Source organism: Peribacillus simplex, from assembly GCF_001578185.1.
GTDB lineage: Bacteria > Bacillota > Bacilli > Bacillales > DSM-1321 > Peribacillus > Peribacillus simplex_A.
Map to the genome: position 1 here is coordinate 2,001,491 of NZ_CP011008.1, position 25,707 is coordinate 2,027,197.

Annotated in this window: 27 protein-coding genes and 1 pseudogene; 22 read left to right on the top strand and 6 right to left on the bottom strand. The window is 38.5% G+C overall.

From position 1 onward, the window contains the following. Window positions 1-250: 250 nt before the first annotated feature. The 4 genes from UP17_RS09435 to UP17_RS09450 all read left to right on the top strand — a co-directional run bounded on the left by UP17_RS09435 (window position 251) and on the right by UP17_RS09450 (window position 5,582). Complete coding sequence (locus UP17_RS09435) at window positions 251-1,513, top strand: cystathionine gamma-synthase family protein (RefSeq protein WP_061462756.1); 1,263 nt, start codon at window positions 251-253, stop codon at window positions 1,511-1,513. Further along, complete coding sequence (locus UP17_RS09440; protein ID WP_061462757.1) at window positions 1,503-2,543, top strand: homoserine dehydrogenase; 1,041 nt, start codon at window positions 1,503-1,505, stop codon at window positions 2,541-2,543. Before UP17_RS09435 ends, UP17_RS09440 begins: the two co-directional genes overlap by 11 nt. Window positions 2,544-2,597: 54 nt before the next feature. Beyond that, complete coding sequence (locus UP17_RS09445; RefSeq protein ID WP_250211784.1) at window positions 2,598-4,052, top strand: aldehyde dehydrogenase family protein; 1,455 nt, start codon at window positions 2,598-2,600, stop codon at window positions 4,050-4,052. Between the two features lie 93 nt (window positions 4,053-4,145). After that, on the top strand, window positions 4,146-5,582 hold the full coding sequence (locus UP17_RS09450; protein ID WP_061462758.1) for an amino acid permease: 1,437 nt from the start codon (window positions 4,146-4,148) through the stop codon (window positions 5,580-5,582). Between the two features lie 470 nt (window positions 5,583-6,052). On the opposite strand, the gene UP17_RS27475 is transcribed toward UP17_RS09450, so the two are convergent. Together UP17_RS27475 and UP17_RS09455 are read right to left on the bottom strand one after the other, a co-directional pair. Further along, complete coding sequence (locus UP17_RS27475; protein ID WP_155727286.1) at window positions 6,053-6,232, bottom strand: hypothetical protein; 180 nt, start codon at window positions 6,230-6,232, stop codon at window positions 6,053-6,055. A 246-nt stretch (window positions 6,233-6,478) separates the two neighbouring features. Continuing rightward, window positions 6,479-6,895 carry a PaaI family thioesterase gene (locus tag UP17_RS09455; RefSeq protein ID WP_061462759.1) on the bottom strand — a complete coding sequence of 139 codons (417 nt, stop codon included), beginning with the start codon at window positions 6,893-6,895 and terminating at the stop codon, window positions 6,479-6,481. A gap of 516 nt (window positions 6,896-7,411) precedes the next feature. Between UP17_RS09455 and UP17_RS09460 the strand changes: the two genes are divergently transcribed. From UP17_RS09460 to UP17_RS09490, 7 genes are all read left to right on the top strand, one after another. Continuing rightward, window positions 7,412-8,266: a MurR/RpiR family transcriptional regulator gene (locus UP17_RS09460; RefSeq protein WP_061462761.1), complete on the top strand. Its 855-nt coding sequence runs from the start codon at window positions 7,412-7,414 to the stop codon at window positions 8,264-8,266. Between the two features lie 128 nt (window positions 8,267-8,394). Further along, window positions 8,395-8,700, top strand: coding sequence for a M20/M25/M40 family metallo-hydrolase (locus UP17_RS09465; protein WP_061462762.1), 306 nt, complete (start codon window positions 8,395-8,397; stop codon window positions 8,698-8,700). A 14-nt stretch (window positions 8,701-8,714) separates the two neighbouring features. Next, window positions 8,715-10,199, top strand: a complete 1,485-nt coding sequence (locus tag UP17_RS09470) for an amino acid permease (protein ID WP_061462764.1) — start codon at window positions 8,715-8,717, stop codon at window positions 10,197-10,199. A gap of 153 nt (window positions 10,200-10,352) precedes the next feature. Then, window positions 10,353-11,189, top strand: a complete 837-nt coding sequence (locus UP17_RS09475) for a hypothetical protein (protein WP_061462766.1) — start codon at window positions 10,353-10,355, stop codon at window positions 11,187-11,189. Between the two features lie 110 nt (window positions 11,190-11,299). Next, window positions 11,300-12,415: an o-succinylbenzoate synthase gene (gene menC / locus UP17_RS09480; protein ID WP_061462768.1), complete on the top strand. Its 1,116-nt coding sequence runs from the start codon at window positions 11,300-11,302 to the stop codon at window positions 12,413-12,415. 562 nt (window positions 12,416-12,977) lie between these two features. Further along, window positions 12,978-13,469, top strand: coding sequence for a GNAT family N-acetyltransferase (locus tag UP17_RS09485; protein ID WP_061462770.1), 492 nt, complete (start codon window positions 12,978-12,980; stop codon window positions 13,467-13,469). 336 nt (window positions 13,470-13,805) lie between these two features. Beyond that, a complete protein-coding gene (locus UP17_RS09490; protein WP_061462771.1) occupies window positions 13,806-14,207 on the top strand; it encodes a YybH family protein in 402 nt (133 codons plus the stop codon). A gap of 270 nt (window positions 14,208-14,477) precedes the next feature. Here the strand turns inward: UP17_RS09490 and UP17_RS09495 are convergent, their stop codons facing one another. The 3 genes from UP17_RS09495 to UP17_RS09500 all read right to left on the bottom strand — a co-directional run bounded on the left by UP17_RS09495 (window position 14,478) and on the right by UP17_RS09500 (window position 18,174). Next, window positions 14,478-16,268, bottom strand: a complete 1,791-nt coding sequence (locus UP17_RS09495) for a S9 family peptidase (RefSeq protein WP_061462773.1) — start codon at window positions 16,266-16,268, stop codon at window positions 14,478-14,480. A 345-nt stretch (window positions 16,269-16,613) separates the two neighbouring features. Further along, window positions 16,614-17,075 (bottom strand): CBO0543 family protein, encoded by a 462-nt coding sequence (locus UP17_RS26320; protein ID WP_250211785.1) that lies wholly within the window; start codon window positions 17,073-17,075, stop codon window positions 16,614-16,616. Then, on the bottom strand, window positions 16,987-18,174 hold the full coding sequence (locus UP17_RS09500) for a DUF2515 domain-containing protein (RefSeq protein WP_061462776.1): 1,188 nt from the start codon (window positions 18,172-18,174) through the stop codon (window positions 16,987-16,989). Before UP17_RS09500 ends, UP17_RS26320 begins: the two co-directional genes overlap by 89 nt. Window positions 18,175-18,549: 375 nt before the next feature. On the opposite strand from UP17_RS09500, the gene UP17_RS09505 reads away from it, so the two are divergent. From UP17_RS09505 to UP17_RS09555, 11 genes are all read left to right on the top strand, one after another. After that, window positions 18,550-19,293 (top strand): polysaccharide deacetylase family protein, encoded by a 744-nt coding sequence (locus UP17_RS09505; protein WP_061462778.1) that lies wholly within the window; start codon window positions 18,550-18,552, stop codon window positions 19,291-19,293. 584 nt (window positions 19,294-19,877) lie between these two features. Then, complete coding sequence (locus UP17_RS09510; protein WP_061462780.1) at window positions 19,878-20,138, top strand: metal-sensitive transcriptional regulator; 261 nt, start codon at window positions 19,878-19,880, stop codon at window positions 20,136-20,138. A gap of 35 nt (window positions 20,139-20,173) precedes the next feature. Continuing rightward, window positions 20,174-20,479, top strand: a complete 306-nt coding sequence (locus tag UP17_RS09515) for a monooxygenase (RefSeq protein WP_061462782.1) — start codon at window positions 20,174-20,176, stop codon at window positions 20,477-20,479. Between the two features lie 157 nt (window positions 20,480-20,636). Then, the gene (locus UP17_RS09520) at window positions 20,637-21,116 is read left to right on the top strand and encodes a DsrE/DsrF/DrsH-like family protein (RefSeq protein ID WP_061462784.1); all 480 of its coding nucleotides are present in this window, start codon (window positions 20,637-20,639) and stop codon (window positions 21,114-21,116) included. A 27-nt stretch (window positions 21,117-21,143) separates the two neighbouring features. Then, on the top strand, window positions 21,144-21,512 hold the full coding sequence (locus tag UP17_RS09525) for a rhodanese-like domain-containing protein (protein WP_061462786.1): 369 nt from the start codon (window positions 21,144-21,146) through the stop codon (window positions 21,510-21,512). A gap of 18 nt (window positions 21,513-21,530) precedes the next feature. After that, window positions 21,531-21,827 (top strand): rhodanese-like domain-containing protein, encoded by a 297-nt coding sequence (locus UP17_RS09530; RefSeq protein ID WP_061462788.1) that lies wholly within the window; start codon window positions 21,531-21,533, stop codon window positions 21,825-21,827. Window positions 21,828-21,881: 54 nt separating this feature from the next. After that, complete coding sequence (locus tag UP17_RS09535; RefSeq protein ID WP_061462790.1) at window positions 21,882-22,454, top strand: sulfurtransferase TusA family protein; 573 nt, start codon at window positions 21,882-21,884, stop codon at window positions 22,452-22,454. Window positions 22,455-22,480: 26 nt separating this feature from the next. Next, window positions 22,481-22,876, top strand: a complete 396-nt coding sequence (locus UP17_RS09540; protein WP_061462791.1) for a DsrE/DsrF/DrsH-like family protein — start codon at window positions 22,481-22,483, stop codon at window positions 22,874-22,876. 44 nt (window positions 22,877-22,920) lie between these two features. Beyond that, window positions 22,921-24,048: an MBL fold metallo-hydrolase gene (locus tag UP17_RS09545; RefSeq protein ID WP_061462792.1), complete on the top strand. Its 1,128-nt coding sequence runs from the start codon at window positions 22,921-22,923 to the stop codon at window positions 24,046-24,048. 37 nt (window positions 24,049-24,085) lie between these two features. Further along, entirely contained in the window at window positions 24,086-24,313 is a 228-nt protein-coding gene (locus tag UP17_RS09550; RefSeq protein WP_061462793.1) for a sulfurtransferase TusA family protein, read from the top strand. A gap of 51 nt (window positions 24,314-24,364) precedes the next feature. After that, window positions 24,365-25,144, top strand: coding sequence for a sulfite exporter TauE/SafE family protein (locus UP17_RS09555; protein ID WP_061462794.1), 780 nt, complete (start codon window positions 24,365-24,367; stop codon window positions 25,142-25,144). A 166-nt stretch (window positions 25,145-25,310) separates the two neighbouring features. On the opposite strand, the pseudogene UP17_RS27480 reads toward UP17_RS09555, so the two are convergent. Then, window positions 25,311-25,472: pseudogene (locus UP17_RS27480) on the bottom strand (IS5/IS1182 family transposase); the annotation flags it as partial. Window positions 25,473-25,707: the final 235 nt, after the last annotated feature.

The following is a 25,707-nucleotide window of genomic DNA, read 5'->3' on the forward strand; positions in this document are numbered from 1 at the left end:
GACTAGTATAAAGAAAAGGAGAGGGTAATTAATATACAATATACAATATACAATATATTAAAACATGTTGTGTTATTAGTTGCTAACAAAAGCACGTTCATAATAAAAATGAAAAAAAATGTAAGAACGTAAAAAAAGAAGCGAAAACTAGTACGGCAAAGGAAGCTATAAAAATACAATATACAATATATTATATAAATCCGAACAGAGATGTGGTTGACAAAACTATGAAAATTAGAGGTGAAAGAACATGAGTGAGCAAAACTTTAAAGATATACAAGCCGGTACAAAGGCTGTATGGGCAGGAGAAAAAGAATCTCTTGCTTACAATGCAACTCAAGTTCCTGTGGTGCTAAGTGTTGCCTACAATTATGAGGACATAGACGAGTGGCATGAAGTGGCCATTGGAAAAAAGCCTGGGTATATCTACAATCGCATGACAAATCCCACTGTTCAAGCTCTGGAGGAAAAAGTGAGAATCCTCGAGGGAGCTGAGGCAGCAATTGGTTTCTCATCAGGAATGGCCGCTATAAGCAGCACACTATATACATTTTTAAGACCGGGGGACCGGGTTATATCGGTTAAAGACACTTATGGGGGAACCAATAAAATCTTTACCGAATTCTTACCGAATCTCGATGTAGATGTGCAGTTATGCAACACAGGAAATCATGAAGAAATCGAGGCTGAAGTGGCCAAAGGTTGCAAGGTTTTATATTTGGAGTCTCCAACCAATCCGACGATGAAGATCACTGATATTGAGAGAATGGTAAGAGCCGGAAAATCGGTGGGGGCATTGGTTATCATAGACAATACTTTTGCTACTCCCATTAATCAAAATCCCATTCAATTAGGAGTTGACATTGTAATTCATAGTGCAACTAAATTCTTAAGCGGACATGCCGATGCATTAGGAGGTGTTGCATGCGGTACCAAAGAACTGATGAAAAAAGTCTATCATTATCGAGAAATCAATGGAGCGACGATGGATCCTTGGTCAGCCTATCTTATTTTAAGAGGGATGAAAACGTTAAAACTTCGAGTACGCCAGCAAGAAAAGAGTGCAATGGAAATCGCAAAGTATCTGCAAAAGCAAAAGCTTGTAGAAGCGGTTAATTATCCTGGATTAGAAACACATCCCCATCACCATATTGCAAAGAAACAGATGAGGGGTTTCGGCGGAATTTTAAGTTTTGTATTGAAAGGTGAGATGGATGCAATAAAAATTTTATTGCCAAAATTACAATATGCAAATAAAGCCGGGAATCTTGGAGCTGTTGAAACTATATATGGACCCGCAAGAACGACCAGTCATGTGGAATGTACTCTTGAAGAACGTCAAGCTCTTGGTATCCCGGAAGGATTGGTTCGTATCTCCGCAGGAATTGAGGATACGGAAGATCTTATTTCTGATTTGGAACAAGCTTTTGCCCATTTGGAATCACAACTACCAGTAACGGTAGCTGCAAATAAAGATATTAATAATGGAAGAGGTATGGGATATGACACATAAAATTGCTTTGCTTGGATTTGGCGTAGTCGGACAAGGATTGGCAGAAATTTTACAAGATAAAGGTGAGTCTTTACGCAGTGAACTTGGCTTTGATGCTAAAATTGTTGCAATTTCCGATGTCATGAAGGGCTCTCTTTATCACCCTGAAGGGTTGGATATCTCTCAAGTATTACAAGTTGTAAAGGAAACGGGAAAGCTGGAGAGCTACCCTGAAACCCCTGGGTTGATAAGGGGATGGGACAGCTTTAAGACAATCCTTGAGAGTAATGCGGATACCATCGTAGAGATCACTTTCACGGATGTAAAGACTGGACAACCTGCCATCGATCATTGTAAGACGGCATTTGAAAGTAAAAAGAACGTAGTAATGAGCAATAAAGGTCCCGTTTCTTTAGCTTACCAAGAACTAGCTGAGTTGGCCAAAAAGAATGATGTGCGGTGGGGCTTCGAAGGTACTGTTATGAGTGGAACACCAGCATTGAAAATGCCTCTCGTCTCATTGGCGGGAAATAACATTTTTGAATTGCGGGGGATTTTAAATGGAACGACTAATTATATTTTGACCAAAATGGAAGAAGGATTGAGCTATAAGGATGCATTAATTGAGGCACAAGCTCTTGGCTATGCAGAGGCAGATCCTACTAGCGATGTAGAGGGATATGATTCTCAGTATAAAGCTACTATTCTTGCTAATGTTGTAATGAATATTCCGATGAAACGTGAGGAAGTAGAATGTGTAGGAATTAGTCATCTTACACATCAAGACATTCAATGGGCAAAGTCTGCAGGGAAAAGGTGGAAGCTTATTGCTGAATGTAAAAAGGATGGTGATAAAGTAATCGCAAAGGTAGGTCCTGAAGCTATACCTCTTACAGATCCTCTAGCTGGGGTTTTGGGAGCACAAAACGCTATTACGTATAACTGTGACTTAGCCGGTCCGATTACGTTGATTGGTGCCGGAGCTGGTCGCAAAGAAACAGGATTCTCTATTCTGATTGATTTAATCAATATGAGTCGTGGGCAATTATGATCTTATATACCACAAGTTATAAGCTGGAAAATTACTTATACGGGGTGATTATCGATGACACTTATTGAAGCGCTTACAAAGAAAAATAAGATGTTTCTTGCTGGAAAATGGGTATCCGGCGAAAAAATAATTGAAGTGCTCGATCCACAGGATAATAGTTTAATTGCAACCGTTCCTGCTGCTAATGAGAAGGATGTACTTCATTCCATTGAAGAGGCAAAAAAAGGAGCGAAAATAGCCGCGGACATGCCAACACATGAAAGAATCGCCATTCTAAATCGTGCTGCCGATTGGATTTATGAGCATAAGGAAAAATATGCAATGACCATCGCCCGTGAGGGAAGTAAGACCATTAAAGAGGCGAGAAAAGAAGTGGTGCGTTGTATCGAAACACTTCGAATTAGCGCAGAAGAAGCAAGGCGAATTAATGGCGAAACGATTTCGTTTGACCAAATGCCTGGAAGTGAAGATCGCATGGGTTATTATTATCGTTTCCCTGTTGGGATTATTGTAGCTATAACGCCTTTCAACGATCCATTAAATCTTGTTGCCCATAAAGTGGGACCCGCTATTGCTTCTGGAAATGCCATCATCGTAAAACCGGCACCCGCTACACCTTTAAGTGCTCTTTTATTGGCAGAAGCCTTTGAAAAAGCAGGTTTACCGCCTAAAGTATTGTCCGTCATTACGGGGTATCCAAGTGATATGGGCGAGAGTCTGATTACTCATTCAGCCATACGAATGATTTCTTTCACAGGAGGTCTCGCCACTGGCCAAGCTATCATGCAAAAGGCAGGTTTGAAAAAGATGAATTTGGAGCTGGGATCGAACTCACCGGTTATCGTTCTGGAAGACGCTGACTTAGAAGAAGCGGTTGAATCGACAGTATCCGGCGCCTTTTGGGCAGCAGGTCAAAATTGCCTGGGAGTGCAAAGATTATATGTTCAAGAAGATATTTATAGGGACTTTGTTGGAAAGTTTGTTAACCGTACTCAACAGTATCGAGTAGGCAATAAACTCTCAGAGGAAACCGACATGGGGCCTATGATTTCAGAGAAAGAAGCAAAGCGAGTTGAGAGTTGGGTTAATGAAGCTGTTGGGAAAGGCGCAAAATTGCTGTGTGGCGGCAAACGTCAAGGTTCTTTTTACTATCCAACTGTTTTAGAGAATGTTCCAGCAGATTGTAAGCTGGCAACTGAAGAAGTTTTCGGACCAGTTGTTACCATTCACAGTGTGCCCGATCTGGATACCGCCATTTTCCAATCTAACAATGTGGATTTCGGCTTGCAAGCAGGCATATTCACTCGTGACTTAAATAGGGCGTTTGGAGCTATACGTGAATTGGATGTAGGCGGGGTTATGGTAAATGACAGCTCTGATTATCGTATAGATGCTATGCCTTTTGGGGGAGTGAAGGGTTCTGGTTTAGGCCGTGAAGGAATAAAGTTTGCACTTCAAGAAATGACTGAAACAAAAGTGGTTTGTTTTAAAGTTTCGAGCAAAAGATGATAGAAAAGGTTCATGTGATATTGATAGCTTTATAGGCATCGACCCGAGGTCAATCGTATTGTACTGCATCATATACATAAAGGAGGAGACTGGATGCTAGACGCCAATAGTACCGATCAAAATCAGTTGAAGCGTTCAATGAAAAGCAGGCACTTGTTCATGATTTCGCTAGGTGGGGTAATTGGAACGGGTCTTTTTCTAAGTACAGGTAATACGATTAATCAGGCTGGACCGGGAGGAACGATTCTCGCTTATTTGGTTGGTGGGCTTATCATGTATCTAGTCATGCTATGCCTTGGCGAATTAACTGTAGCTATGCCGGTAACCGGTTCGTTTCAAACATATGCTACGAGGTTTGTGGGTCCTGCTACCGGATTTACCATTGGTTGGCTCTACTGGCTTACATGGGTAGTTACGGTAGGTTCGGAATTTACTGCATCCGGTCTGCTGATGAAGAGATGGTTCCCTGAAACTTCCGTCTGGATGTGGAGCGCACTCTTCGCGATTATACTTTTTCTGCTGAACGCCTTTTCTGTAAAATTTTTCGCGGAAACTGAATTTTGGTTTGCCGGCATTAAAGTAATTACTATTATTTTCTTTATCATATTAGGTGGAGCAGCGATGTTTGGCTTCATTCCTATGAACGGGAGTGCAGCTGCTCCGATGCTTTCTAATTTTACCGGGGAAGGGGGCCTTTTTCCAAATGGACTCCTTCCGATATTTATAACCATGATTTCCGTGAATTTCGCCTTTTCAGGAACAGAGCTTATCGGCATTACTGCTGGAGAAAGTGAAAACCCGGAAAAAGACATTCCACTAACCATTAGAAATGTAATTTGGCGCACTATTTTTTTCTTTGTTGGTGCCATATTTGTGCTATCTGGATTAATCTCCTGGAAAGAAGCGGGAGTGATTGAAAGTCCGTTCGTTATGGTTTTTGATAGCATAGGGATACCTTATGCAGCCGATATCATGAACTTTGTTATTATTACAGCTTTACTGTCAGTAGCAAATTCCGGTCTCTATGCATCTACCCGTATGTTATGGTCTCTTTCAAACGAGAAGATGATAAATCCTTTCTTAGGAAGGGTAACGTCAAAAGGAGTTCCGTTTAATGCTTTGATTGTAAGTATGGCAGTAGCCTGCTTGTCATTATTCTCTAGTGTAGTTGCACCGGATACAGTTTATATGGTGCTTGTGGCTATATCTGGATTTGCGGTTGTTGCAGTATGGATGGGAATTGCATTATCACAGTATGTTTTCCGTAAACATTATCTTAAAGCGGGTGGCGATATTAAAGATTTAAAATTTCGTACACCACTTTACCCTTATGTGCCCATAGCCGCTTTTGTTTTATGTTTCGCTTCTATTGTAGGTCTTGCTTTCGATCAGAGCCAACGGATTGCCCTGTATTGTGGAATACCATTCATTGCTTTATGCTATCTTGTCTACTATATAAAAAATCGGGGAAATAAGAATCAAATAGATTCTTATGGTGAATCAGATCAATATGTTGAGAATATTAAGTAGAGAGGGGCTTGCTGGCATTAGAAACCTATTACCGATACTAATAGGTATATTGCGAAAAATGAGAAAGAATAGAAAGAATTACAAAATCTCCGGTTTGTTTAGCTATTAACCAAATAAGAATTTCAATTGACTCTACTCTGGTCAGACCTCTCTCTCGCAGGAAGGTCAGGCCTTTTTTATCCATATTCATCGCTTAGACTCTACTCAAAATCTGTTTAACTTAGTTAACAGACAAGCCATTTGTCCAATTTTGGGCTATATTGAAGAACTCAATGAATACTGATGATTTTGCGATAGTAAGGCTCTTTGGAACTGTCGGGGAGTTTGATGAAAACTGAGAGTGAGGTCTTTAAGGGACTGGTAACTTGCAGCGGATTTTTACGAAAGATGCTTTTCTAAGACATGCAATTTTTTTTAGTTCGTCCACGTATTCTTGCCAAATGTGACGAGACACTACTTTTTAATGATCTTTACTTTCCGTACTTTTGTATGTCTTTCACCATGTAATAAATGAAAGAGAAATATATGTCGGACTCCATTTTACGAACCAAATGGTTCTCAGGCACCAGTTGATCTAACGTAATCATTTCAAGTTGATTGGAACGGGTGTGGGACTCTTTCGGGAAAAGCGAGTGCCCTACTTTCCACACTAATTTCAATCTCCGAATTTTTTTAAAAAGCAATTATAAACACTATATTTTGTTTTTATAAATGATTTTGTTTACATCGTATCTTACTGTTTTATGACCTTCTATTTTTCCTTTCCCCCAAGGCTATAAGCATAACATCTAAATACCTATCAGGAATTTGTAAGCCGATTTTAATGCTGGTTTAGATTAGTAAAAGGGAAGCATGTTACAAAGGGCTTTTTGTGCAACATGCTTTTATTAGCCAGTTTAAAGAATCATAACTGATGACACAACGCTTGCCACTTTTTTATCATCTTGAAATAAATCAGCGAGTAGATAAGCTGTTTTTTTTCCGATTCGATCTACTTTTGCTTCAACCTGTACGTCTCCTAATCTTACTGGCCGATGAAAGGTAGTATGTAAATCAATAGATGCGAATGATTGTCCGATACTTAATTTAGAAGAAATAGCATAAGCCATTATAATATCTGCCGCAGAAGTGACAAATCCACCCATTGCTACACCGTTTCCGTTTATAAATTTTTCATCCACTTTCCATACACCCCTTGCAATTCCTTCCTGGGCATAATTTGCTTTAATCTGTAACGTTAAATCACAATTCGGAGGCTGTTTTCCCTCTGTTAAAACTTGTAAAAGTGCGTTTCCTTCAAATGATTTCTCCATAAAATTGCCCCCTTAAATAAGTTAATACTACAATACAGAATATTCTAACATATTCAATGGTGTTAAATGACATTGAAGTTGTTAAATTTACAAATAAAGTAATTGGAGAATAATACGAATCACTTTTGATTGAAACTTATTAATCGCTGATTAAAACTCTAAAAGAATTTTACAGTATAGGAAGGCAAATTACGGCTTTTGCCTTAGTTTTATTAAGTTTGCTTTTTACACCTAGCCGATTAGAAGACACATATCCCATCAAAGTAAATATTCAATGATCTCCTAATCTCTATTTGACTATGAGAAGGAATTTCTTCTTATAGTCATTTTTTGTAGACCAAAATTTAAATACTATCTGAATGAAAAATTTGCTGCTTAGATCTGATATTTATAATTATCTAAAAAATCAAAAAATACTTCTTTTTCTAATTTTATTATGATAATGTGTACATAAAGTATTTGATTCAACATTTTTTTAAAAAGAAGTATTTAATTCACCGAGAGAGGAGATATGCTATGGAACAGCCATCTTTTAAATTATTAGTGAAAGAAAAATTCCACCATTTATCGGGAGGTCAAAAAAAAGTTGCCGCTTACCTAATTGAAAATTTGGATGAAGCCGCCTTTAAAACTGCTTTTCAAATTGGGCAAAAAGCGGAGGTTAGTGAAACAACGGTCATTCGGTTTTCCTATTCATTAGGATTTGAAGGGTTTAGTAAAATGCAGGCAAGAATTCAAAAACAGCTACTGCATCAAAATCAAATAGATATACCCAATAGGGATACCAATCTCCGCATTGATGACAATCAAGATCCATTTACCAAAGTGATAGAAAATGAAGTTCATATTTTAAGACATCTATTAGATCATACGAACGTTCAGGATATATGGAAAGCGGTCGATGTCCTGATACAGGCTGACCAAATATTAATTGCAGGACATCGGATTTCCCATGCCGCCGCCTATTGGTTCTCCTATACGCTAAGTTCATTAAGGGAAAATGTAAGTTTATGTTCGCCAACAGGTGACTTCTATGAAAAGTTCTGTAACCTCACTAACAAGTCAGTATTAATTGTTTTTTCCTTTCCAAGATATGCGAATGAAATAGTAAAAGTTGCGGAGTGCGCAAAAGAACAAGGGGTTTGTTTAATTGTAGTTACAGACCGCCTCCTGTCACCTGTTGGTCGTATCTCTGATATTGCACTGACAACTGAAGAAAATGCAGAAACCGGAACCAATTCAATCGCTTCCGTCATTAGCTTATTGGACTTGGTTATTGCAGGCATACATGAAAAAGACGCAAAACGGATTCATACCCATCAGCAAAAATTAGAAAGGCTATATTCAAGTTATGAAGTGTTTAATGAATGAGTTTTTAATAAAGTTAAAATTCATTTAAAGGAGGTAAATCAATATGAACCCAATTCAATATATTGATCATCATCAAGAATTATTGAATCCCAGGCCTCTCAAAAAGGGTTGTGGCATAGAGGGCTGCTATGGATGCGCTTGTTCAGGAAGTAAATGGAGTTGCAACGGCCAATCATTCATGTGGACACGATCCACATAGCACAATCGTTTTATATTTAGCGTTGGCCATTGCCTCCAGCGGAATTCGGCCTAAACTTACTCTCCGATTAATATTTCAGCCTGCGGAAGAAAAAGGAGAAGGCGATCTTCAAATGATCAATGATGGCGCATTTGAGAATGTTACATATTTACATGCCCTTATTTATGGAATGAAAATTTTAATTAACACAGTAATACTGGCGGCGGAAGAAGAGAAGTTCACTATAAAAATTTAATGAAGAGGTGTTTCATGAAAAATACCGCACTCGCATCACAAACGGATGTCCAAGCAGCTTCTGATGGAAAACAACTGGAGCGCAAACTCAAACCAAGGCATCTTTCCATGATTGCAATCGGCGGAACCATTGGAACAGGGCTATTTTTAGCGAGCGGTTCCATCATTCATACTGCGGGTCCTGGAGGAGCTGTAGCTGCCTATATTATTGCCGGGATCATGGTTTTCTTTCTGATGACAAGCTTAGCGGAAATGGCCGCCTTTATTCCTATTACAGGCTCTTTTAGCACATATACATCAAGGTTTGTCGATCCGGCTTTGGGATTTGCGATCGGATGGAACTATTGGTATAACAATGCAATCGTAGTCGCTCTGGAATTAGCAGCTTCCTCCCTGATCATGAAATTTTGGCTCCCTTCTGTCCCGGGCATCATTTGGAGCGCATTATTTCTTGCAATCATATTTGGACTGAATATCTTATCGGTAAAAGGATATGGAGAATCAGAATTCTGGTTTGCCATTATAAAGGTTTTAACGATTATCATTTTTATAGCAGTAGGATTATTAATGATTTTTGGAATAATGGGGGGTCATGCAGTAGGTTTTGAAAATTTCACCAAAGAGGAAGCACCGTTTAAAGGTGGCTTTTTATCCATTATAAGTGTCTTTATGGTGGTTGGATTTGCTTTTCAAGGCACCGAGTTAGTAGGAATTGCAGCCGGGGAGAGTGAAAACCCGAGAAAAAATATTCCCAAGGCTATTAAGCAAATCTTCTGGAGACTGCTTTTGTTTTATGTATTGGCGATCATTGTGATTGGATTTCTAATCAGCTATAACGATCCGCGTTTGTTAAGCTCAGATATTGAAGATATTGCGGTAAGTCCCTTCACTCTAGTTTTTCAAAACGCAGGGCTTGCTATCGCTGCCTCCGTTATGAATGTGGTAATTCTTACTTCTGTTCTTTCAGCAGGCAATTCCGCCATGTACGGAGCTTCTCGCGTCCTTTGGGTGCTGGCGAAAGAAGGAAAAGCCCCTTCGTTTCTAAAAAAAGTGAATGCAGGCGGCATTCCAGTGAACGCTGTGTATTTTTCTACCATCGTTGGGATGGCCGCTTTTCTAACCTCTCTTTTCGGTGAAGGTACTATTTATACTTGGTTATTAAATGCTGCAGGACTATCCGGCTTTATATCCTGGTTAGGAATTTCGATAACACATTATCGTTTCCGGAAGGCGTTTATTGCACAAGGAAGAGATTTGAAAGATTTGCCTTATGTATCAAAATGGTATCCATTCGGTCCGATATTAGCCACAATTTTATGTGTTACGGCTATCCTGGGACAAAATTATTCTGCTTTTTTCGGCCCTGAGGTTGACTGGTATGGAATATTAATTTCTTATATAGGGCTTCCTTTATTTCTCCTGGCTTTTCTAGGCTATAAAATCGTAAAGAGAACAAAAATGATTCCATTGCAAGAAGCTGATTTCAGTAATCAGGAATGATTTCTTTGTCAAAAAGATAGGGAAGTACTGCATTTTATATTAAATAAGGGGTAAAGTGCCTAGCCCGAAAAGCGATCAGCCGTTTAACTAACTTGACCAGCTTTTGGCTGTTTGGGCAATCAAGGCGCTTGAGATTTTCTTAGGAGGTTGACCATGACGAAAACACAGGAAATTATAATTCGTTCCCTTCATCGAATTGAAGAACTTGAGGAAGTGAGAAAGCTAGAATGTAACATTTGGGGGGATACTGATTCAATTCCCTCACACCAAACCATAACAGCAGTGAAAAACGGTGGTTTGGTTTTAGGAGCTTATTGTAAGGATCAGCTGATTGGATTTCAATACAGCTTTCCAGGTTTCAATGGTAAATCAGCCTATCTTTGTTCACATATTCTAGGCATAGATGAGCAATTTCGCAACAAAGGAATAGGGGAGAAGCTAAAACTAGCACAACGTGAAGAAGCGATAAAGCTCGGCTATTCCCTTATTACCTGGACATACGATCCGTTAGAAAGTATTAATGGGTATTTAAATATAGGCAAGCTTGGTGGGGTCTGTTCTACATATATCGCAAACTGCTATGGTGAAATGGAAGATCTATTAAACAGTGGAGTTCCTTCTGACCGCTTTCTTGTCGAATGGCATATTGGCAAGAAGGAGACAACGGATTCTAGAGGAAGGGGAATCGCGCTGGACTTAGTATTAGTAATGGAGAACTCGCTTATTCAATGGGATACCATTGAAAAGGGATTGCCTGTTCCTTCTTTCACTCTTGGGCTGCCTGAACCAGAATGTGATACAGCTTTTGTGGCCATTCCAAAGGATTTTCGAACAATAAGAGCCACAAATATCCAAGCGGCCAATGAATGGCGAATGAAATCCAGGGACGTTTTTAGCGATTTATTTCAGCAAGGATGGCAGGTAACAGATTTTATAAAGGATTCAACGACAGAAATTCCAGTTCAGTTTTATGTACTAACAAAGAAATAAGCAGGTAGATTTAATAAGAGCCCGTAATTTCAGGCTGCTGTCAGCCTATTTAATAAAAAATTGGTAAGACTGTGTCTTTTACAGGTTTATCACCAAAGGAGAGTTTCCAAGTGAAAATTAAACAAGTTATTTTAAGGCATTTGAAGCTAGACTTGCTTGAACCTTTTACAACTAGCTTTGGGACGGAATACAATAGGGATTTTATCCTTGTAGAAGCAAAAAGCGATGATGGCATTTCCGGTTGGGCTGAATCGGTTGCGATGCTCGACCCCCTGTATAATGAAGAGACCTTAAAAACAAACTGGCATATACTCGAAGATTATCTAATTCCAATTATTTTAAAAAATGAAATCCAGCATCCTGATGAAATCTCTGAAAAATATTTCGCCCATATTCGCGGCAATTATATGGCAAAAGCCGCTTTAGAGGGTGCTGTTTGGGATTTGTATGCGAAAAAGAAAAATGCTTCTCTTTCGAGTGTGTTAGGTGGAACAAAAAAGAAAATTGAAGTGGGGGTAAGCATCGGAATTAAGGACTCGATTGATTCGACCCTGGATATGATTGAAGCTTGTCTCGGTCTAGGCTATAAACGGTTTAAACTTAAAATAAAACCGGGCTGGGATGTTGAATTAATAGACAAGGTCCGGAAAGTATATCCTGAAATCCCTCTAATGGCAGATGCAAATTCAGCTTATACCTTACAAGATATAAACCGGTTATCCGCCTTGGATGATTTTAATTTAATGATGATTGAACAGCCGCTTGCCTATAACGATATCATTGACCATGCCGATTTACAGTCAAGGTTAAAAACACCTATTTGCTTGGATGAGAGCATTCACTCATTAGAAGATGCTAGAAAAGCTATTAAATTAGGCAGCTGTAAAATTATTAATATTAAGATTGGCCGCGTCGGAGGCTTAACTGAATCTAAGAAAATCCATGATTTATGTCTTAAACATGATATTCCACTATGGTGTGGGGGGATGCTGGAATCAGGCATTGGAAGAGCGCATAATATTGCAATCACTTCCCTGCCAAACTTTACCCTTCCTGGAGATACAGCCGCTTCCTCCCTCTACTGGGCAGAAGATATTATTGACCCTGAAGTTACCGTAGAAAACGGAACGATCATGATTCCAGAATTGCCCGGAATTGGCTATGAACCAAGTTTGGGAAAAATCAATAAGTATACGATAAACAGTCAAACATTTAATTTGAGTTAGAATAGGTCGGTAGACAACATCTATCTCCTTATTGTAAAGGCCTGTTCCCAAAAGGGGAGCAGGCCCTTAATTTTTTGAACTCTTATTTCATCCACTGGGTTTTTCCGAAAGCGTCAAACTTTATCAATAGCCCGTTCGTAAAAGTACACTTTTGCCAACGGATAAAAATCTATCAAAATCGTCTTGTTTAACATTCGTGAAAGTGTGTTTATAGCTTGCGGACGTTCATTTTATTACATAAAGTGAACGGTGTTAAAGAATGATATGAATAGAAAAGGGTTTAGAATGTGTAATTCTAAACCCCTTTACCCCTGCTCAGCATAAAAAACGTCTTATATCGCTTATATGGCGTTTTTTATCCCACAAAGTTCTTGGGTGAAAAGTCCCGAATTCTAAAACCTGAGTTTTTTTGATTGCAGAAATCGTACTGTATGATATACCTCTCATTGTAGTTATTATAAAAATGATAAACCGAAATGAATGCTTGATTTTGGTGGAAGAAGGACAAATTATTTAAAACTAGAATTTATATAAAGAAAAAATATGTAAGGGAGGTATACCAATGACTGTATCATTAATTCCAATTTCTAAAGATAAAAAGCATATTTTACAGAATTTGTATTCCCTTTATTTACACGACCTCTCAGAGTATACCGGCAGTTTAGAGATTTCATCTAATGGTTCCTTTGAATTTGATTCATTTGATTTAATTTGGGAGAGAAAAGGTTTATCCCCTTATTTACTAAAAAAGGATACAACATTTGTTGGATTCTTTTTACTATTGGAAAGACCTTTTTTAGAAAAAGACTATGATTACAGTATTAATGATATTTTCATGTTGAAGAAATACCGAAGAAAAGGTATCACAATAACTTTGTTAAAAGAATTGTTTGAACAAAAAAAGGGGAAATATTATGTGCTTGAATTAATTAGTAACAAACCTGCCATTCTATTTTGGAAAAGTGTTTATAGTAAACTTAATATAGCCTTTGAAGAAAAGAAACAGAATGTTGATAATGAAGAATGTTTAATTCAATCCTTTCAAATATTTTAAAGCTTAATCAACCATTATTAATCCTTATTGAATGAATGGGTGCGTCAGCTAACTGCATGTAGGTTGACAGGAGGATTGCCACAACACAGTTTATTTTGAGAACCTCGTATAACTTTTTCTTTTGAAGGAGGAATGAATAATGGTCATTATGGCGGTTGTCGTGAGTTGAATCTTGATCATAGAAGAGATGGGACCTTTATATTACATTCTTACTCTGATTATTACTTTGCATACTTTTCTTATTCACTTTATGAGCAGGATACCTCAACAAGGCAGTCGAATATTCACTAGTATAAAGCCGGCTTCATTTTCGAGAGGCTGAATTGGAGGATGAATATGGAAAAGCACGGACTGGAACAAGTTATAAAAAATGCAGATAGGGCAATAAATAACGAGGACTTCGATCAATTGATGGATTTCTATTCAGAGGATGCAACTTTAGTTGTCAAACCTGGAACATTCGCAAAAGGGAAAAATGAAATACGTCGGGCATTCGTTGCTATCGCTGATTACTTTAATCATAGTTTAATCGTCAAACAAGAAAAGATGGCAATAATCGAAACGGGTGATACGGCATTGGTTGTGGCAAAAGCCCAGCTTAGTGCCAATCAAAAAGACGATTCCGAATTCTCTATGGAAAGAACCGCGACATATGTATTTAGGAAGGATTCCATTGGTACCTGGCGCTGCATAATCGACAACTCTTATGGTGCTGAAATAATTGAAGAATTAGTGTAATTTGTGAAAGCTGCCGAATTAGGTGGCTTTTCATTTTTTTCTAAGAGGATCACTAAAATAAATATCGTGTACTAATTGCGTTTTAGCAACCCAAAAGAAGCCCAGCGCGTTCTTTCCGAAGTCATATGAGGAAACTTACAAATACAGTTAATATGGGTAGTGCAGTGCCAATAGATCACTTTTGCCTAATTATTTGAGAAACTAAGACCGTTTTTCCTAATGGGTTCCAATTCCTTTTAATCACCCTTCAAAATTTAAAAGACTCATAAATTATTTACCAATATATTGATTAAGGAAATGTGCTATTGCTGTATACGCAGTAATTTTATTATTTAGTTTTACGATGGAATGACCTTCATTTTTAAAGTGGATAAACTGTACAGGATGATTTCGTGCCATTAATTTTTTTACAATTTGTTCAGATTCTTCTATTGGGACCCGTGGATCATTACACCCGTGGAGTACTATCAGCGGACTGGTAATCCGGTCAGTTTGATTCAATGGATCAATCAAATCATAAAAGTTTCCGTCCTTTTCGATAGTTCCATATTCAGCTTCGCGAAGTTTGCGTCGCCACGGACTGGTATTTTTAAGAAAAGTTCTGAAACTTGAAATCCCAACGAGATCAATCGCAGCAGACCATAATTCCGGGTAATGGGAGATGGCTGCAAGAACCATAAAGCCTCCATAGCTCCCTCCCATAATGGCAACTCTATTAGGATCAGTGCTTCCCTCTTTCTTTAACCAATCTACTAATGAAACAAGATCTCTTACGGAGTCCATTCGTTTACGAACATCATCAAGATGAGTATATGTTTTTCCATATCCTGTACTTCCGCGAACGTTGGGAGTAATTACTGCATATCCAAGGCTTAGAAAATACTGCAGAACTGGATTGAAAACAGCCCGAATTTGACTTTCAGGACCCCCATGAACATATAGAATAACTGAAACTTTTTCTGTCTGGGTATTTGGCTTGAAATAAAATGCAGGTACTTGGAGATTGTCAAAAGACTTAAATGAAATAAGAATAGGTTCAATTAATTTATTTTCCAAAAGCTTTGACTGAAGAGATTGAGTAAGCCGTTCTGTCTTCATTTTTCCTAGATCAACCTGCCATATATCAGAAGGATAGGCAGGCCCATTGAAAACGTAGGCTAACTTTTGATTGTCGGGTGAAAAAGTTAGGCTAGTTAACACCCCCATTGGTGTCTGCCATGTATAAAGGGCACTTGATTTTAGATCTAAAAGAATGCCTCTTGAAATACCTCCTTCATTAATTGAAAAAGCTAACTTTGATTGATCTTTACTCATAGTGAGGCCTTCAAAGTCCCACTGTCCCACCTCCAGCCAGGTGATATTTTTTGTTGAAAGATCAATGATTGCGAGCCCAAAAAATTCCCTATCTTGATTTGTTAATAAATAGAGATGATCTCCATCCTTGCTGAAATGAGGGTTTTTATAGCTTGCTTCCCCCTGATGATCTGTTAACCAGTTCATTTCTCCTGTGCATAGATTCAGTAAACCTAAATCGTTATCCAACTGGGAATTTGTTTTCCGAATCAATAACGATTTACCATCAGGAGACCACATGATGGGGGTATAGAGACCATCCTTTGACAAAACCATTTGTATTTCTAATGTTTCGACATTTTGAATATAGATATCGAAAAAGGCAGGATTTCGACGATTGCTTGACCAAGCTATCCATTTTCCATCAGGTGAGTGACCCCCATATTCATGTTTATGTTCAGGTGAGTTGGTAAGCGGAATCAGTACACCATCACTCTTGAGTAAAAACAGTTGTTGCTTCTCATTACCGCCAACATCCATTCCGATAAATAGGCCGCGCTGTGATGAACTGTTTAAGTATTTAAAAAAAGTGATTCGTTCATTAGTAAAAGAAGTTTGGGTTGGTTCTCTTATATCGAAATCCTTTGTCCAAACCTGCGGTAAACCAGAATAATCAGCAATAAAGATTATCTTATTACTTTTAGGACCATAAATAGGGTTACTGACAGTACCAACACACAAATATGATTTGATGCCAATTTCTTTCATACATTCCTCCTTAAAATATGCTGAAAAAAGAGAGGTACTGGTATAGCCCAAATAATAAAAAAGCTGAGTCAAAATGATCTAATTACGTCTCACAACCATTATATTTAGATGCATTATATATCATGCACTTAATATCTTGGCTATGGGTGCCAAAATCGTTGCGAACAAGATTTTCTGAAAAGTTTAAAAAGGTTTTTCCATATTTCTTTCAAAGGAGTGAGCTATTTTAGTTTTTAATCATCAGTCCAGACGGTAAACCCTGCTAGCATATTTGGTGTCACAAAAAGTTTATTGGAATTTTTGTGACACCCTTTGTTTTTTAATACTTATAATACAGTCGCCCTGTTATTGAAACCATCGATAAAAATTCCAAATAAGGAGCATGAAGATCATGTAGCCGAAAAGGGAATAAGAATGATGCCATGCTTCGCTATGAGTAAGCAATCCTAAATTCTCAGCAAACGGTTCGGAAACACCTATACAAAGTCCAATCAAAATGATAAACAGGATTCTTGAAAATGTAGTCAACGTTTTTGCGATCCATAAAAAGAGCGTAGTAAAGATTGGCAATATCAATAATGTAAAAGCGACATTGATTGTAAATATATCTGGGAAAGGTCTTGCTGGAAAGGCATACATTTGTTTACCGACAAACAGTAAGTCTAAATAAGTCCCGATGAAACAGGAGAGAACTATGGTGGCAACAAAAGCCCGAAGGTTACTCGTCTTCTGCTTCTTCTCGGAGTAGGACGTTTTTTTTTGCCAGAATGGCAAGTTCAATTTTTTCAAGCGTTTTGCAGTACTCATCATAAACCTCCCCATCTGTATTTTCTTCCTTATCGATTAAGTATTCCGTTATTTTCCAGTCCTCAAACCAGTCTTTGCTTTCTTCCTCTTCATGATTAATATCTTTCCATGAGTATATTAATCCCGGACTGTATAAACGATCCGCACCTTTTCTTAATTGGCACTTTTTTGTTCGACGTTTATAAAATGCACGGGGGAATGATTCGTTTATATCATTAAACAAATGCGGCCAGTAGTCTTTTCGCGAACCGGTATGTGGATGATCATGTGCCCATTCTACTACTCCTGATAAGATGTTCTCACTGCTAAACAGCTGTGAGTATAATCGCTTGCCCAGCAATATTCGCTCATGTAGGGAGGTGAAATGCTTCATTGTATTCCCGACTAGCGATGTTTTTTGTTTGGTTTCATCCTTATAGAATGGAAAAAGAATATGGTTAAAGCGAAAAAAATCATAAAGTTTGAATCCAATACTATTTAGTACGGTCTTTTTAAAATGGGTATTTTGAAAGACACTTTTTTCTAAATAGCTTTGTTCATTAATAACGGTGGCAATGGCTAACATATAGTGGTCGCCTTTTCTCCAAAAATGGTTCCACAACGTTTCCATAAAAGTTGATACATTGAAAAATGGTAGAAGATGAAACAGTCTTTTTGATCTTTTGACACTTTGTTCATACAACAAAAATTGTGGGTACACATCTTGGAAGATTAACCAGTTCCCTCGTTCCAGAAAAGAAAAGAAGATAAGTTGATCTTTTTCCGATAAAAGTCTTGTATATAACTCCCCTTTTAAATCCGTCATATTCCAACCGCCATTACGCGATACCATATGTCCAAGTAGTGCCCAGTGTATTTCTGGGTAACGGAGATAAAACTGAAAATAGGCATGTGTTCGGGTCACATTATTACTGTTGTGTTGTCTTGTTCGTTCTTTAATTTCATGTATTAACATTGTCTCTTCTCCCGTTAATTCCCGCGGTTTAACAGAAGACTGTTTTTTACCTTTTTTCTTTAATTCATCTTTTACATCTAAAAGAGTATAGGGAATCGTTTTAGAAAAGCCGTTCCATTCCCTTTTCCTATCGTTGTGTTGCATCCTACTTCCTCCCATAAACACGAATGTTCTTCTTTTAAGGCCCAATAGGTTTTCGTGATAACCATCAGATGTTCAAATTTTTTTAATTTTAACCTTCTAGTAAGGATTTTTTAAAGGTATTTTAACAATGCAGCTACCATCAGTTTATTATGGATGTTAAGAACAAATGATGATCGTTTTATCGTACAAGAGGTAGCGCGCACATTTTAATGTTATTTGTACTATGAAAATCATGAGTATTTAAAGGATTCAAAGTGGACGCGAAGGGAATAGATGGATTGGTATGTGTGCATGTAATCTTTCAAGGTGATTCTGATTTTTTCTAGGACTTTGTGGGACCATATATGAAAACAAAGTACTTCAGGAAGGAGTTCTATGAAAAATATTGTATTGATTTCCTTATTTCTCACATTTGTGTTCGCATCTCCCGCATCTCATGCTTTCGGTAAGCAACTAGAAGTGCCCATCTTGATTTATCATTCGATCGACGAGTTTAATGGGCAGGGTTCTAAGGAGTTATATGTAACCCCGAAGAATTTCGAGAAACAAATGTTGTATTTGCGAGACCATGGCTTCACATTATTAACTTTTGATCGATGGCAAGACATTAATAAAGTAAACAAACCCATTTTCATTACCTTTGATGACGGGTACAAAAACAATCTGAATGCATTCGCAATCTTTCAAAAACTGAAAACCGAACATTTTAAACCAACTGGCACCATTTTTGTTATTTCTGACTTTATCGGTCGTTCCAACAGATTATCGAAATCGGATTTAAAACTGATGGCTGATTCGGGGATAATCTCAATCCAGTCTCATACTGCTACACATCCTGATTTGACGAAAATAAAAAATTATGAATATGAACTGAAAGGGTCCAAAGATAAAATTCAAAAAATAACGGGTAAACCAGTTAATGTTCTTGCGTATCCTTACGGGAATTTCAACGATAAAGTCGTAGCAGAAACGAAGAAATACTATTTGTTTGGACTTACGACAACTCCTGGACCATTTATTGAGAAGGGTATTAAAGATGAACTCTATCTTTTACCACGAACCTATATCAAGTATTCAAGTACTCTTGATGACTTTTCAAAGATAGTTGACAGAGAATGAAGCAGGTAATTGCTTTATTTAGAAAATGGGCACAGAAACAAGGGGAAACATCAAAAAAATGGGGAAATTAGAGGAATTAACACCGTTCATAAAATTTTGAACGGTGTTATGTATGTTTTTAACTTGCATTTTAAATAATTTGTTGGGCCCTTAACTCTTTTGTATATATACTTTGTGAAATTATTTAGTTTGACAATATACCCCTATAGGTATAGTATAAGCTCATAAGTTAGGAGTGAGTAAACTAAAGAGTAAAAAGCACAAATTTTATTTATTGTAATATTTTTACTTATTTTGGTCCCGTTTTTGTCTAAACGGTATGTTCCTGTTAAGAGTTGAATGAAGTACAGGATTTTTTTGATATTAGGGCTTCTAATCATAAACGTGACAATGTGATGAAGAGGTTTTCCCTTATGCCTATTTGAAATGTTTTAATGAAGAAATCCCGCATGAAAACATTCATGTAATTGCTTCTTATAAATTGGAAGTGAACTTGGGGCTGCGTTTCTTAATTGGAACAGGAATTAAGGTAACCAGTTATGTGACTCAGTGATTGTGTTTGTAAATAGATGGGTGGGCAGAATATGGAATATGATAAAAGTGTCCTTAATCGCTTGAAGCGGATTGAAGGACAAATCAAGGGAGTTATTGGAATGATGGAGCAGGGGAAAGGTTGCAGGGAAATCATCACTCAGTTAGCTGCTGCACGTAATGCCATCGATAGAAGCATGGGCGTTATCGTAAGTGTCAATCTAGAACAATGCGTTCGGGAAAATGTCGAAAAAGGTGAAGGCACTGAACATTTTGTCAAGGAAGCCGTTGAGTTATTGATTAAAAGCAGGTAAAAGAGCACCTGACCTAAAAAAGGAGAGAGTTATTCATGGCTTATATATTACAAGTTGATTTTAAAATGGAAGGGCCATTTGGTCACGAGATGGTGGAAGGGTTTGCTGGTTTAGCTAAAAGCATCAATGATGAAGACGGTGTGATCTGGAAGATTTGGACCGAAGATCGGGAAGCGAAGGAAGCTGGTGGCATATATCTGTTTGAGTCAAGGGAATCAGCCTGTAAGTACTTGACTATGCACACAGCACGTTTAAAAGGTTTTGGCATAGAGGAGGTTAATGGGAAAATATTAGTAGTAAATGAAGGTTTGACTCAAATCAATCATGGCCCAATTAAATAAAAAAATTTATGAAGAATAGAAAATTCTATTTAAAGAGGGTTGACCAATAGTATTTTTCGTCATTTCTATATACCCTATACGGTATATAGAAATGAATGTTTTTTTACGGATTATATACCTATACAGGTAATTGAAATAGGCTTAGGGGGAAAAATATATGACTGAAAAGAGAAGAACGACGATCATTTTATTTAGTGGTGATTATGATAAGGCAATGGCTGCTTATATCATCGCAAATGGTGCCGCAGCCTACGATCATGAAGTGACCATTTTCCATACATTCTGGGGATTGAATGCTTTAAGGAAAGATGAGCCGCTGTCATTAAAAAAAGGCTTTCTTGAAAAAATGTTTGCGAAAATGATGCCCCGTGGTTCTGATAAAATGGGTCTATCCAACATGAACTTTGCTGGAATGGGGCCGAAAATGATCAAGCACGTGATGAAAAAACATAATGCCATGTCACTCCCGAATTTAATTGAGTTGGCCCAAGAACAAGATGTGAAATTGATTGCCTGTACGATGACGATGGATTTATTGGGCTTGCAGCAAGAGGAATTAATGGATGGAATAGAATATGCAGGTGTAGCGGCTTATTTAGCCGAAGCAGAGGATGGAAATGTAAACTTATTTATATAAATTGGGGTACCGGAGGGATGAGTTCAAATGGGAACTATATTTAATATCATCATATTGGGTGTCATCGTTTGGTTTTTATATCAGCGATTTGTTCCGGCAAAGGGCATAAAAAATATAAAAGCGGCGGAGTTAAAAACGGCGTTGAATAACAAAGGAAGTAAGCAATTCATTGATGTCCGTACTCCTAATGAATTTAGGGGCAATCATATTAAGGTCTTTAAAAATATACCTTTAAACGAACTTGGCAAAAGGGCACAAGAACTTTCAAAAGATAAAGAAGTTGTTGTGATTTGCCAAAGCGGGATGCGGAGCAGTAATGCATGTAAAGCTTTAAAAAAACTCGGATTTAATGAAATCACCAACGTAAAAGGCGGCATGAGTTCTTGGCGCGAATAAAAGGAGGATATTATAAAGATGAAAGAAATTTTACCGAATGAAGTGAGTGCATTATTGAAGGGAAACTCGCCAGTTTATATTATTGATGTACGGGAGGTGGATGAAGTAAAGGCAGGGAAAATACCAAATGCTTTGAACATCCCGTTGGGTCTAGTGGAATTTAGAATGCAGGATCTGGATAAATCAAAAGAGTATATCATGGTCTGCCGGTCAGGGGGCAGAAGTTCAAGGGCAGCGCAGTTACTTGAGGATCATGGATATAAAGTGTTGAACATGGTGGGCGGCATGAATGAATGGGAAGGTCCCATAGAATAATTTTTAAAGCTAAATATACCCCCATCCCTATAAAAAACACAAGGAGGAAATAAAATGATTAAAACAAATTCCGTTTTGGATGCTAAAGGTTTAGCTTGCCCAATGCCAATCGTAAAAACGAAAAAAGCCATGCATGGCCTGGCAGCAGGGGAAGTGCTTGAAGTTCAAGCGACTGATAAAGGGTCAACTGCCGATATGAAAGCCTGGGCCGAAAGTACAGGTCATCAATATTTGGGTACGGTTGAAGGAGGGACCGCACTAAAACATTATCTTCGGAAAGCAGGCGGAGAAGAGCAACAAGAGAAGAAGCATCAAAAAGTCATTTCAAATGACGGCCTTCTTCAAAAAATCGAAGAAAATCAAAACACGATCATCCTTGATGTACGAGAAGCGGCAGAGTATGCTTTCAATCATATTTCAACAGCTAAATCCCTCCCGATGGGTGAATTGGAACAACGTATGCGTGAATTGGATAAAGAGTCCGAGATTTTCGTGATTTGCCGCACTGGCAGCCGAAGTGATCTGGCTGCACAAAAACTGACGGCAGCTGGATTTGAACAGGTATTCAATGTTGAACCTGGCATGAGCCAGTGGAATGGTCCTGCCCAAAAATCAGTGAATGAATAACAGAGACTAAAAAGGAGGAATATATCATGTCTAAAAAAGTGGCTATAATCGCAAGTAATGGTGGGTTATTTGATGCATATAAAGTGTTTAACATCGCAACGGCAGCGGCAGCAACAGATCAAGAAGTGGCCATTTTCTTTACTTTCGAAGGCTTAAACTTAATTCATAAAGAAGCAAATGTACAACTGCCAATGCCTGAAGGTAAAGATCATTTTGCCGAAGGCTTTAAAAAGGCTAATGTTCCTTCCATACCAGAGTTAGTTACTATGGCACAGGAAATGAACGTTAAGTTTATTGGGTGTCAAATGACTATGGATGTTATGGGGTTGGAAAAAGAAGCTTTCGTTGATGGCGTCGAAGTGGGTGGAGCGGTCACATTTTTAGAGTTCGCTAAGGATGCTGATGTAACCTTATCCTTTTAAGGTAAAAAAATTTGAAATGTAAAATACTATAGGGGGTATAGAGGATGACAGTTAATCCAATGACAGCGGCGGAGGTTTCAAAGAAAGTAATCAATAAAACGGACTTATTCATTTTGGATGTTCGAAATGAAAGTGATTTTAACGATTGGAAAATGGAAGGGGAGAATTTTGATTTCCTTAATATCCCTTACTTCGATTTACTGGATGGCGTCGAAGAAATCATCAATCAAATTCCGGCACATAAGGAAATCCTGGTTGTATGTGCAAAGGAAGGCTCATCCGTTATGGTAGCTGAGATGCTTTTTGAAGCTGGATTGAATGTTTCTTATTTAAAGGGTGGCATGAAAGCATGGAGTGAACATTTGGAACCGGTGAAAATCGGCGAGTTGACCAATGGCGGAGAAATTTACCAATTTGTTCGACTTGGTAAAGGCTGTTTATCATACATGGTCGTTTCCAATGGTGAAGCAGCCGTTATTGATTCCACAAGAATGATTGATGCCTACATTGATTTCGCCGATGGTATCGGAGTGAAAATTACACATGTTCTAGATACACACCTACATGCCGATCACATTTCAGGAGGAAGACGAATAGCGGAAAGGACAAATGCAGATTACTGGCTGCCGCCAAAAGATGCAGCTGAGGTAACTTTTGAATATCAGCCATTAGAAAGCGGTAAAGTAATAAAAATCGGTCATTCAGCGATTGATATCGAAGCATTATACTCCCCTGGCCACACCATTGGCTCCACATCTTTTGTGGTCGATGGAAAATACCTGCTTTCCGGAGATATACTATTCATCGATTCCATTGGCAGACCGGACTTAGCGGGATTGGCTGAAGATTGGGTAGGGGACTTGAGAGAAACACTGTATACACGTTATAGGGAACTATCGGACGAGTTAATCGTATTGCCATCACATTTCATGATCATTGATGAATTGAATGAAGACGGAAGTGTCGCTAAAAAGTTGGGAACGCTGTTTGATGAAAATCATGGAATGAACATTGCCGATGAAATAGAATTCAGAGAGCTGGTAACAGGTAATTTACCACCTCAACCGAATGCTTATCAAGACATTCGCGAAACCAATATGGGGAAAATCGAGCCCGATGATGAAAAACAGCGCGAAATGGAAATCGGACCAAATCGTTGTGCGGTTCGCTAAACCTGATAAAAAATGAAGCCAATAGGAGAGATGAAAAATGATGTCAGATAAAGTGTTAGATTCTAGGGGACTTGCATGTCCAATGCCGATTGTTAAGACGAAAAAAGCGATGAATGATTTGCAAACCGGACAAGTTCTGGAAATACATGTAACCGATAAAGGAGCTAAAGCCGACTTAGCGGCTTGGTCAAGATCCGGTGGTCATGAACTAGTGGAAACGGCAGAAGAAAATGATATACTGAAATTTTGGATCAGGAAAGGCTGATAAAGAGAAGGGAACCATCAGGGTTCCCTTCTTTTAAGGGAGGCAGGTACAATGGATATCACCTTTATCATTACCATCTTTTTAATTGGTTTTATAGGTTCATATGTTTCTGGAATGCTTGGCATCGGGGGCTCGATTATAAATTATCCAATGCTTCTGTTTATTCCCCCCATCCTCGGTTTAGTGGCATTTAGTGCCCATGATGTGACAGGGATAAGTGCTGTACAAGTCTTATTCGCTTCCATCGGAGGTGTATGGAGCTATCGTAAGAGCGGACATTTAAATAAAACGCTCATATTCTATATGGGGATCAGCGTTCTAATCGGAAGCGTGGTTGGAAGCTTTGGATCACAATCGATGTCGGAAGGCGGAGTGAATATCGTCTATGGCATTTTGGCTTTGATAGCGGCTGCCATGATGTTCATTCCGAAGAAAGGCATAGATGACATTCCCTTGGATCAAGTTACCTTTAACAAATGGCTTGCGGCCATACTTGCATTAATCGTTGGATTAGGGTCTGGAATAGTCGGGGCTGGAGGGAGCTTTCTATTAGTTCCCATCATGCTCATCGTTTTAAGAATTCCAACCAGGGTTACGATCGCGTCTTCATTAGCAATCACATTCATTTCATCCATTGGTGCAACAGCAGGGAAAATCTCAACAGGGCAAGTTGATTTCTATCCGGCATTGATCATGGTTGTTGCTAGTTTAATAGCATCTCCGCTTGGGGCAATGGCCGGTAAAAAAATGAATGTAAAAGTCCTGCAAGTCATATTGGCTCTATTGATTCTAGCGACGGCTGTGAAAACGTGGATAGGGATTTTGTATTGAGGCACGGACTTTGACAGGGAAGGGGGCGTGGGTTCAAATCCCTCACAGGTCATCAACTTCCAAAGGCTCAAATCCTTGATATCACAGGGGTTTGGGTCTCTTTTCTGGATATAGAAGGAGTAAAACGTATTAATGATGTATTTTACCTTTACTATTTTTCACATCTTGGGCGTCCTACCTCTGAATACATCTCTTTCACCAAGTCATAAATGAAAGTGAAGTCAATGGCAGCCTCCATTTTACGAACCAAATGGTTCGGTGGCACCAGTTGATCTAACGTAATCATTTCAAGTTGATCTCGCTGAATAGAATCATGTTTAGAAAGCATCCTCATCACCTCAAGTTTTAATACTTCTATTTTAAAACAAAAATGACTCCAGGCAAAAGTGTTTATCTAAAAGGTAAGACAAAGTTGATTGGAACGGAAGGTACGAGACTCCTGCGGGAAAAGCGCGTCTAGGGGAGACCCCGCAGGCGAAAGCCGAGGAGGCTCCCCGACCGCCCGCGGAAAGCGAGTGCCTGGAGTGGAAAATCAACGGCCAAATTGTACAACTCATAAAAAA

Bases quoted from the DNA above. Each gene is read 5' to 3' on its own strand.
- UP17_RS09435 (WP_061462756.1), top strand. From the start codon at position 251: ATGAGTGAGCAAAACTTTAAAGATATACAAGCCGGTACAAAGGCTGTA.
- UP17_RS09530 (WP_061462788.1), top strand. From the start codon at position 21,531: ATGAAAGAAATTTTACCGAATGAAGTGAGTGCATTATTGAAGGGAAAC.
- UP17_RS09495 (WP_061462773.1), bottom strand. From the start codon at position 16,268: ATGAAAGAAATTGGCATCAAATCATATTTGTGTGTTGGTACTGTCAGT.
- UP17_RS09460 (WP_061462761.1), top strand. From the start codon at position 7,412: ATGGAACAGCCATCTTTTAAATTATTAGTGAAAGAAAAATTCCACCAT.
- UP17_RS09475 (WP_061462766.1), top strand. From the start codon at position 10,353: ATGACGAAAACACAGGAAATTATAATTCGTTCCCTTCATCGAATTGAA.
- UP17_RS09500 (WP_061462776.1), bottom strand. From the start codon at position 18,174: ATGCAACACAACGATAGGAAAAGGGAATGGAACGGCTTTTCTAAAACG.
- UP17_RS09450 (WP_061462758.1), top strand. From the start codon at position 4,146: ATGCTAGACGCCAATAGTACCGATCAAAATCAGTTGAAGCGTTCAATG.
- UP17_RS09465 (WP_061462762.1), top strand. From the start codon at position 8,395: ATGGATGCGCTTGTTCAGGAAGTAAATGGAGTTGCAACGGCCAATCAT.
- UP17_RS09490 (WP_061462771.1), top strand. From the start codon at position 13,806: ATGGAAAAGCACGGACTGGAACAAGTTATAAAAAATGCAGATAGGGCA.
- UP17_RS09445 (WP_250211784.1), top strand. From the start codon at position 2,598: ATGACACTTATTGAAGCGCTTACAAAGAAAAATAAGATGTTTCTTGCT.
- UP17_RS09540 (WP_061462791.1), top strand. From the start codon at position 22,481: ATGTCTAAAAAAGTGGCTATAATCGCAAGTAATGGTGGGTTATTTGAT.
- UP17_RS09510 (WP_061462780.1), top strand. From the start codon at position 19,878: ATGGAATATGATAAAAGTGTCCTTAATCGCTTGAAGCGGATTGAAGGA.
- UP17_RS09515 (WP_061462782.1), top strand. From the start codon at position 20,174: ATGGCTTATATATTACAAGTTGATTTTAAAATGGAAGGGCCATTTGGT.
- UP17_RS09535 (WP_061462790.1), top strand. From the start codon at position 21,882: ATGATTAAAACAAATTCCGTTTTGGATGCTAAAGGTTTAGCTTGCCCA.
- UP17_RS09440 (WP_061462757.1), top strand. From the start codon at position 1,503: ATGACACATAAAATTGCTTTGCTTGGATTTGGCGTAGTCGGACAAGGA.
- UP17_RS09555 (WP_061462794.1), top strand. From the start codon at position 24,365: ATGGATATCACCTTTATCATTACCATCTTTTTAATTGGTTTTATAGGT.
- UP17_RS09525 (WP_061462786.1), top strand. From the start codon at position 21,144: ATGGGAACTATATTTAATATCATCATATTGGGTGTCATCGTTTGGTTT.
- UP17_RS09550 (WP_061462793.1), top strand. From the start codon at position 24,086: ATGATGTCAGATAAAGTGTTAGATTCTAGGGGACTTGCATGTCCAATG.
- UP17_RS09520 (WP_061462784.1), top strand. From the start codon at position 20,637: ATGACTGAAAAGAGAAGAACGACGATCATTTTATTTAGTGGTGATTAT.
- UP17_RS26320 (WP_250211785.1), bottom strand. From the start codon at position 17,075: ATGAGTACTGCAAAACGCTTGAAAAAATTGAACTTGCCATTCTGGCAA.
- UP17_RS09545 (WP_061462792.1), top strand. From the start codon at position 22,921: ATGACAGTTAATCCAATGACAGCGGCGGAGGTTTCAAAGAAAGTAATC.
- UP17_RS09455 (WP_061462759.1), bottom strand. From the start codon at position 6,895: ATGGAGAAATCATTTGAAGGAAACGCACTTTTACAAGTTTTAACAGAG.
- UP17_RS09485 (WP_061462770.1), top strand. From the start codon at position 12,978: ATGACTGTATCATTAATTCCAATTTCTAAAGATAAAAAGCATATTTTA.
- UP17_RS09470 (WP_061462764.1), top strand. From the start codon at position 8,715: ATGAAAAATACCGCACTCGCATCACAAACGGATGTCCAAGCAGCTTCT.
- UP17_RS09505 (WP_061462778.1), top strand. From the start codon at position 18,550: ATGAAAAATATTGTATTGATTTCCTTATTTCTCACATTTGTGTTCGCA.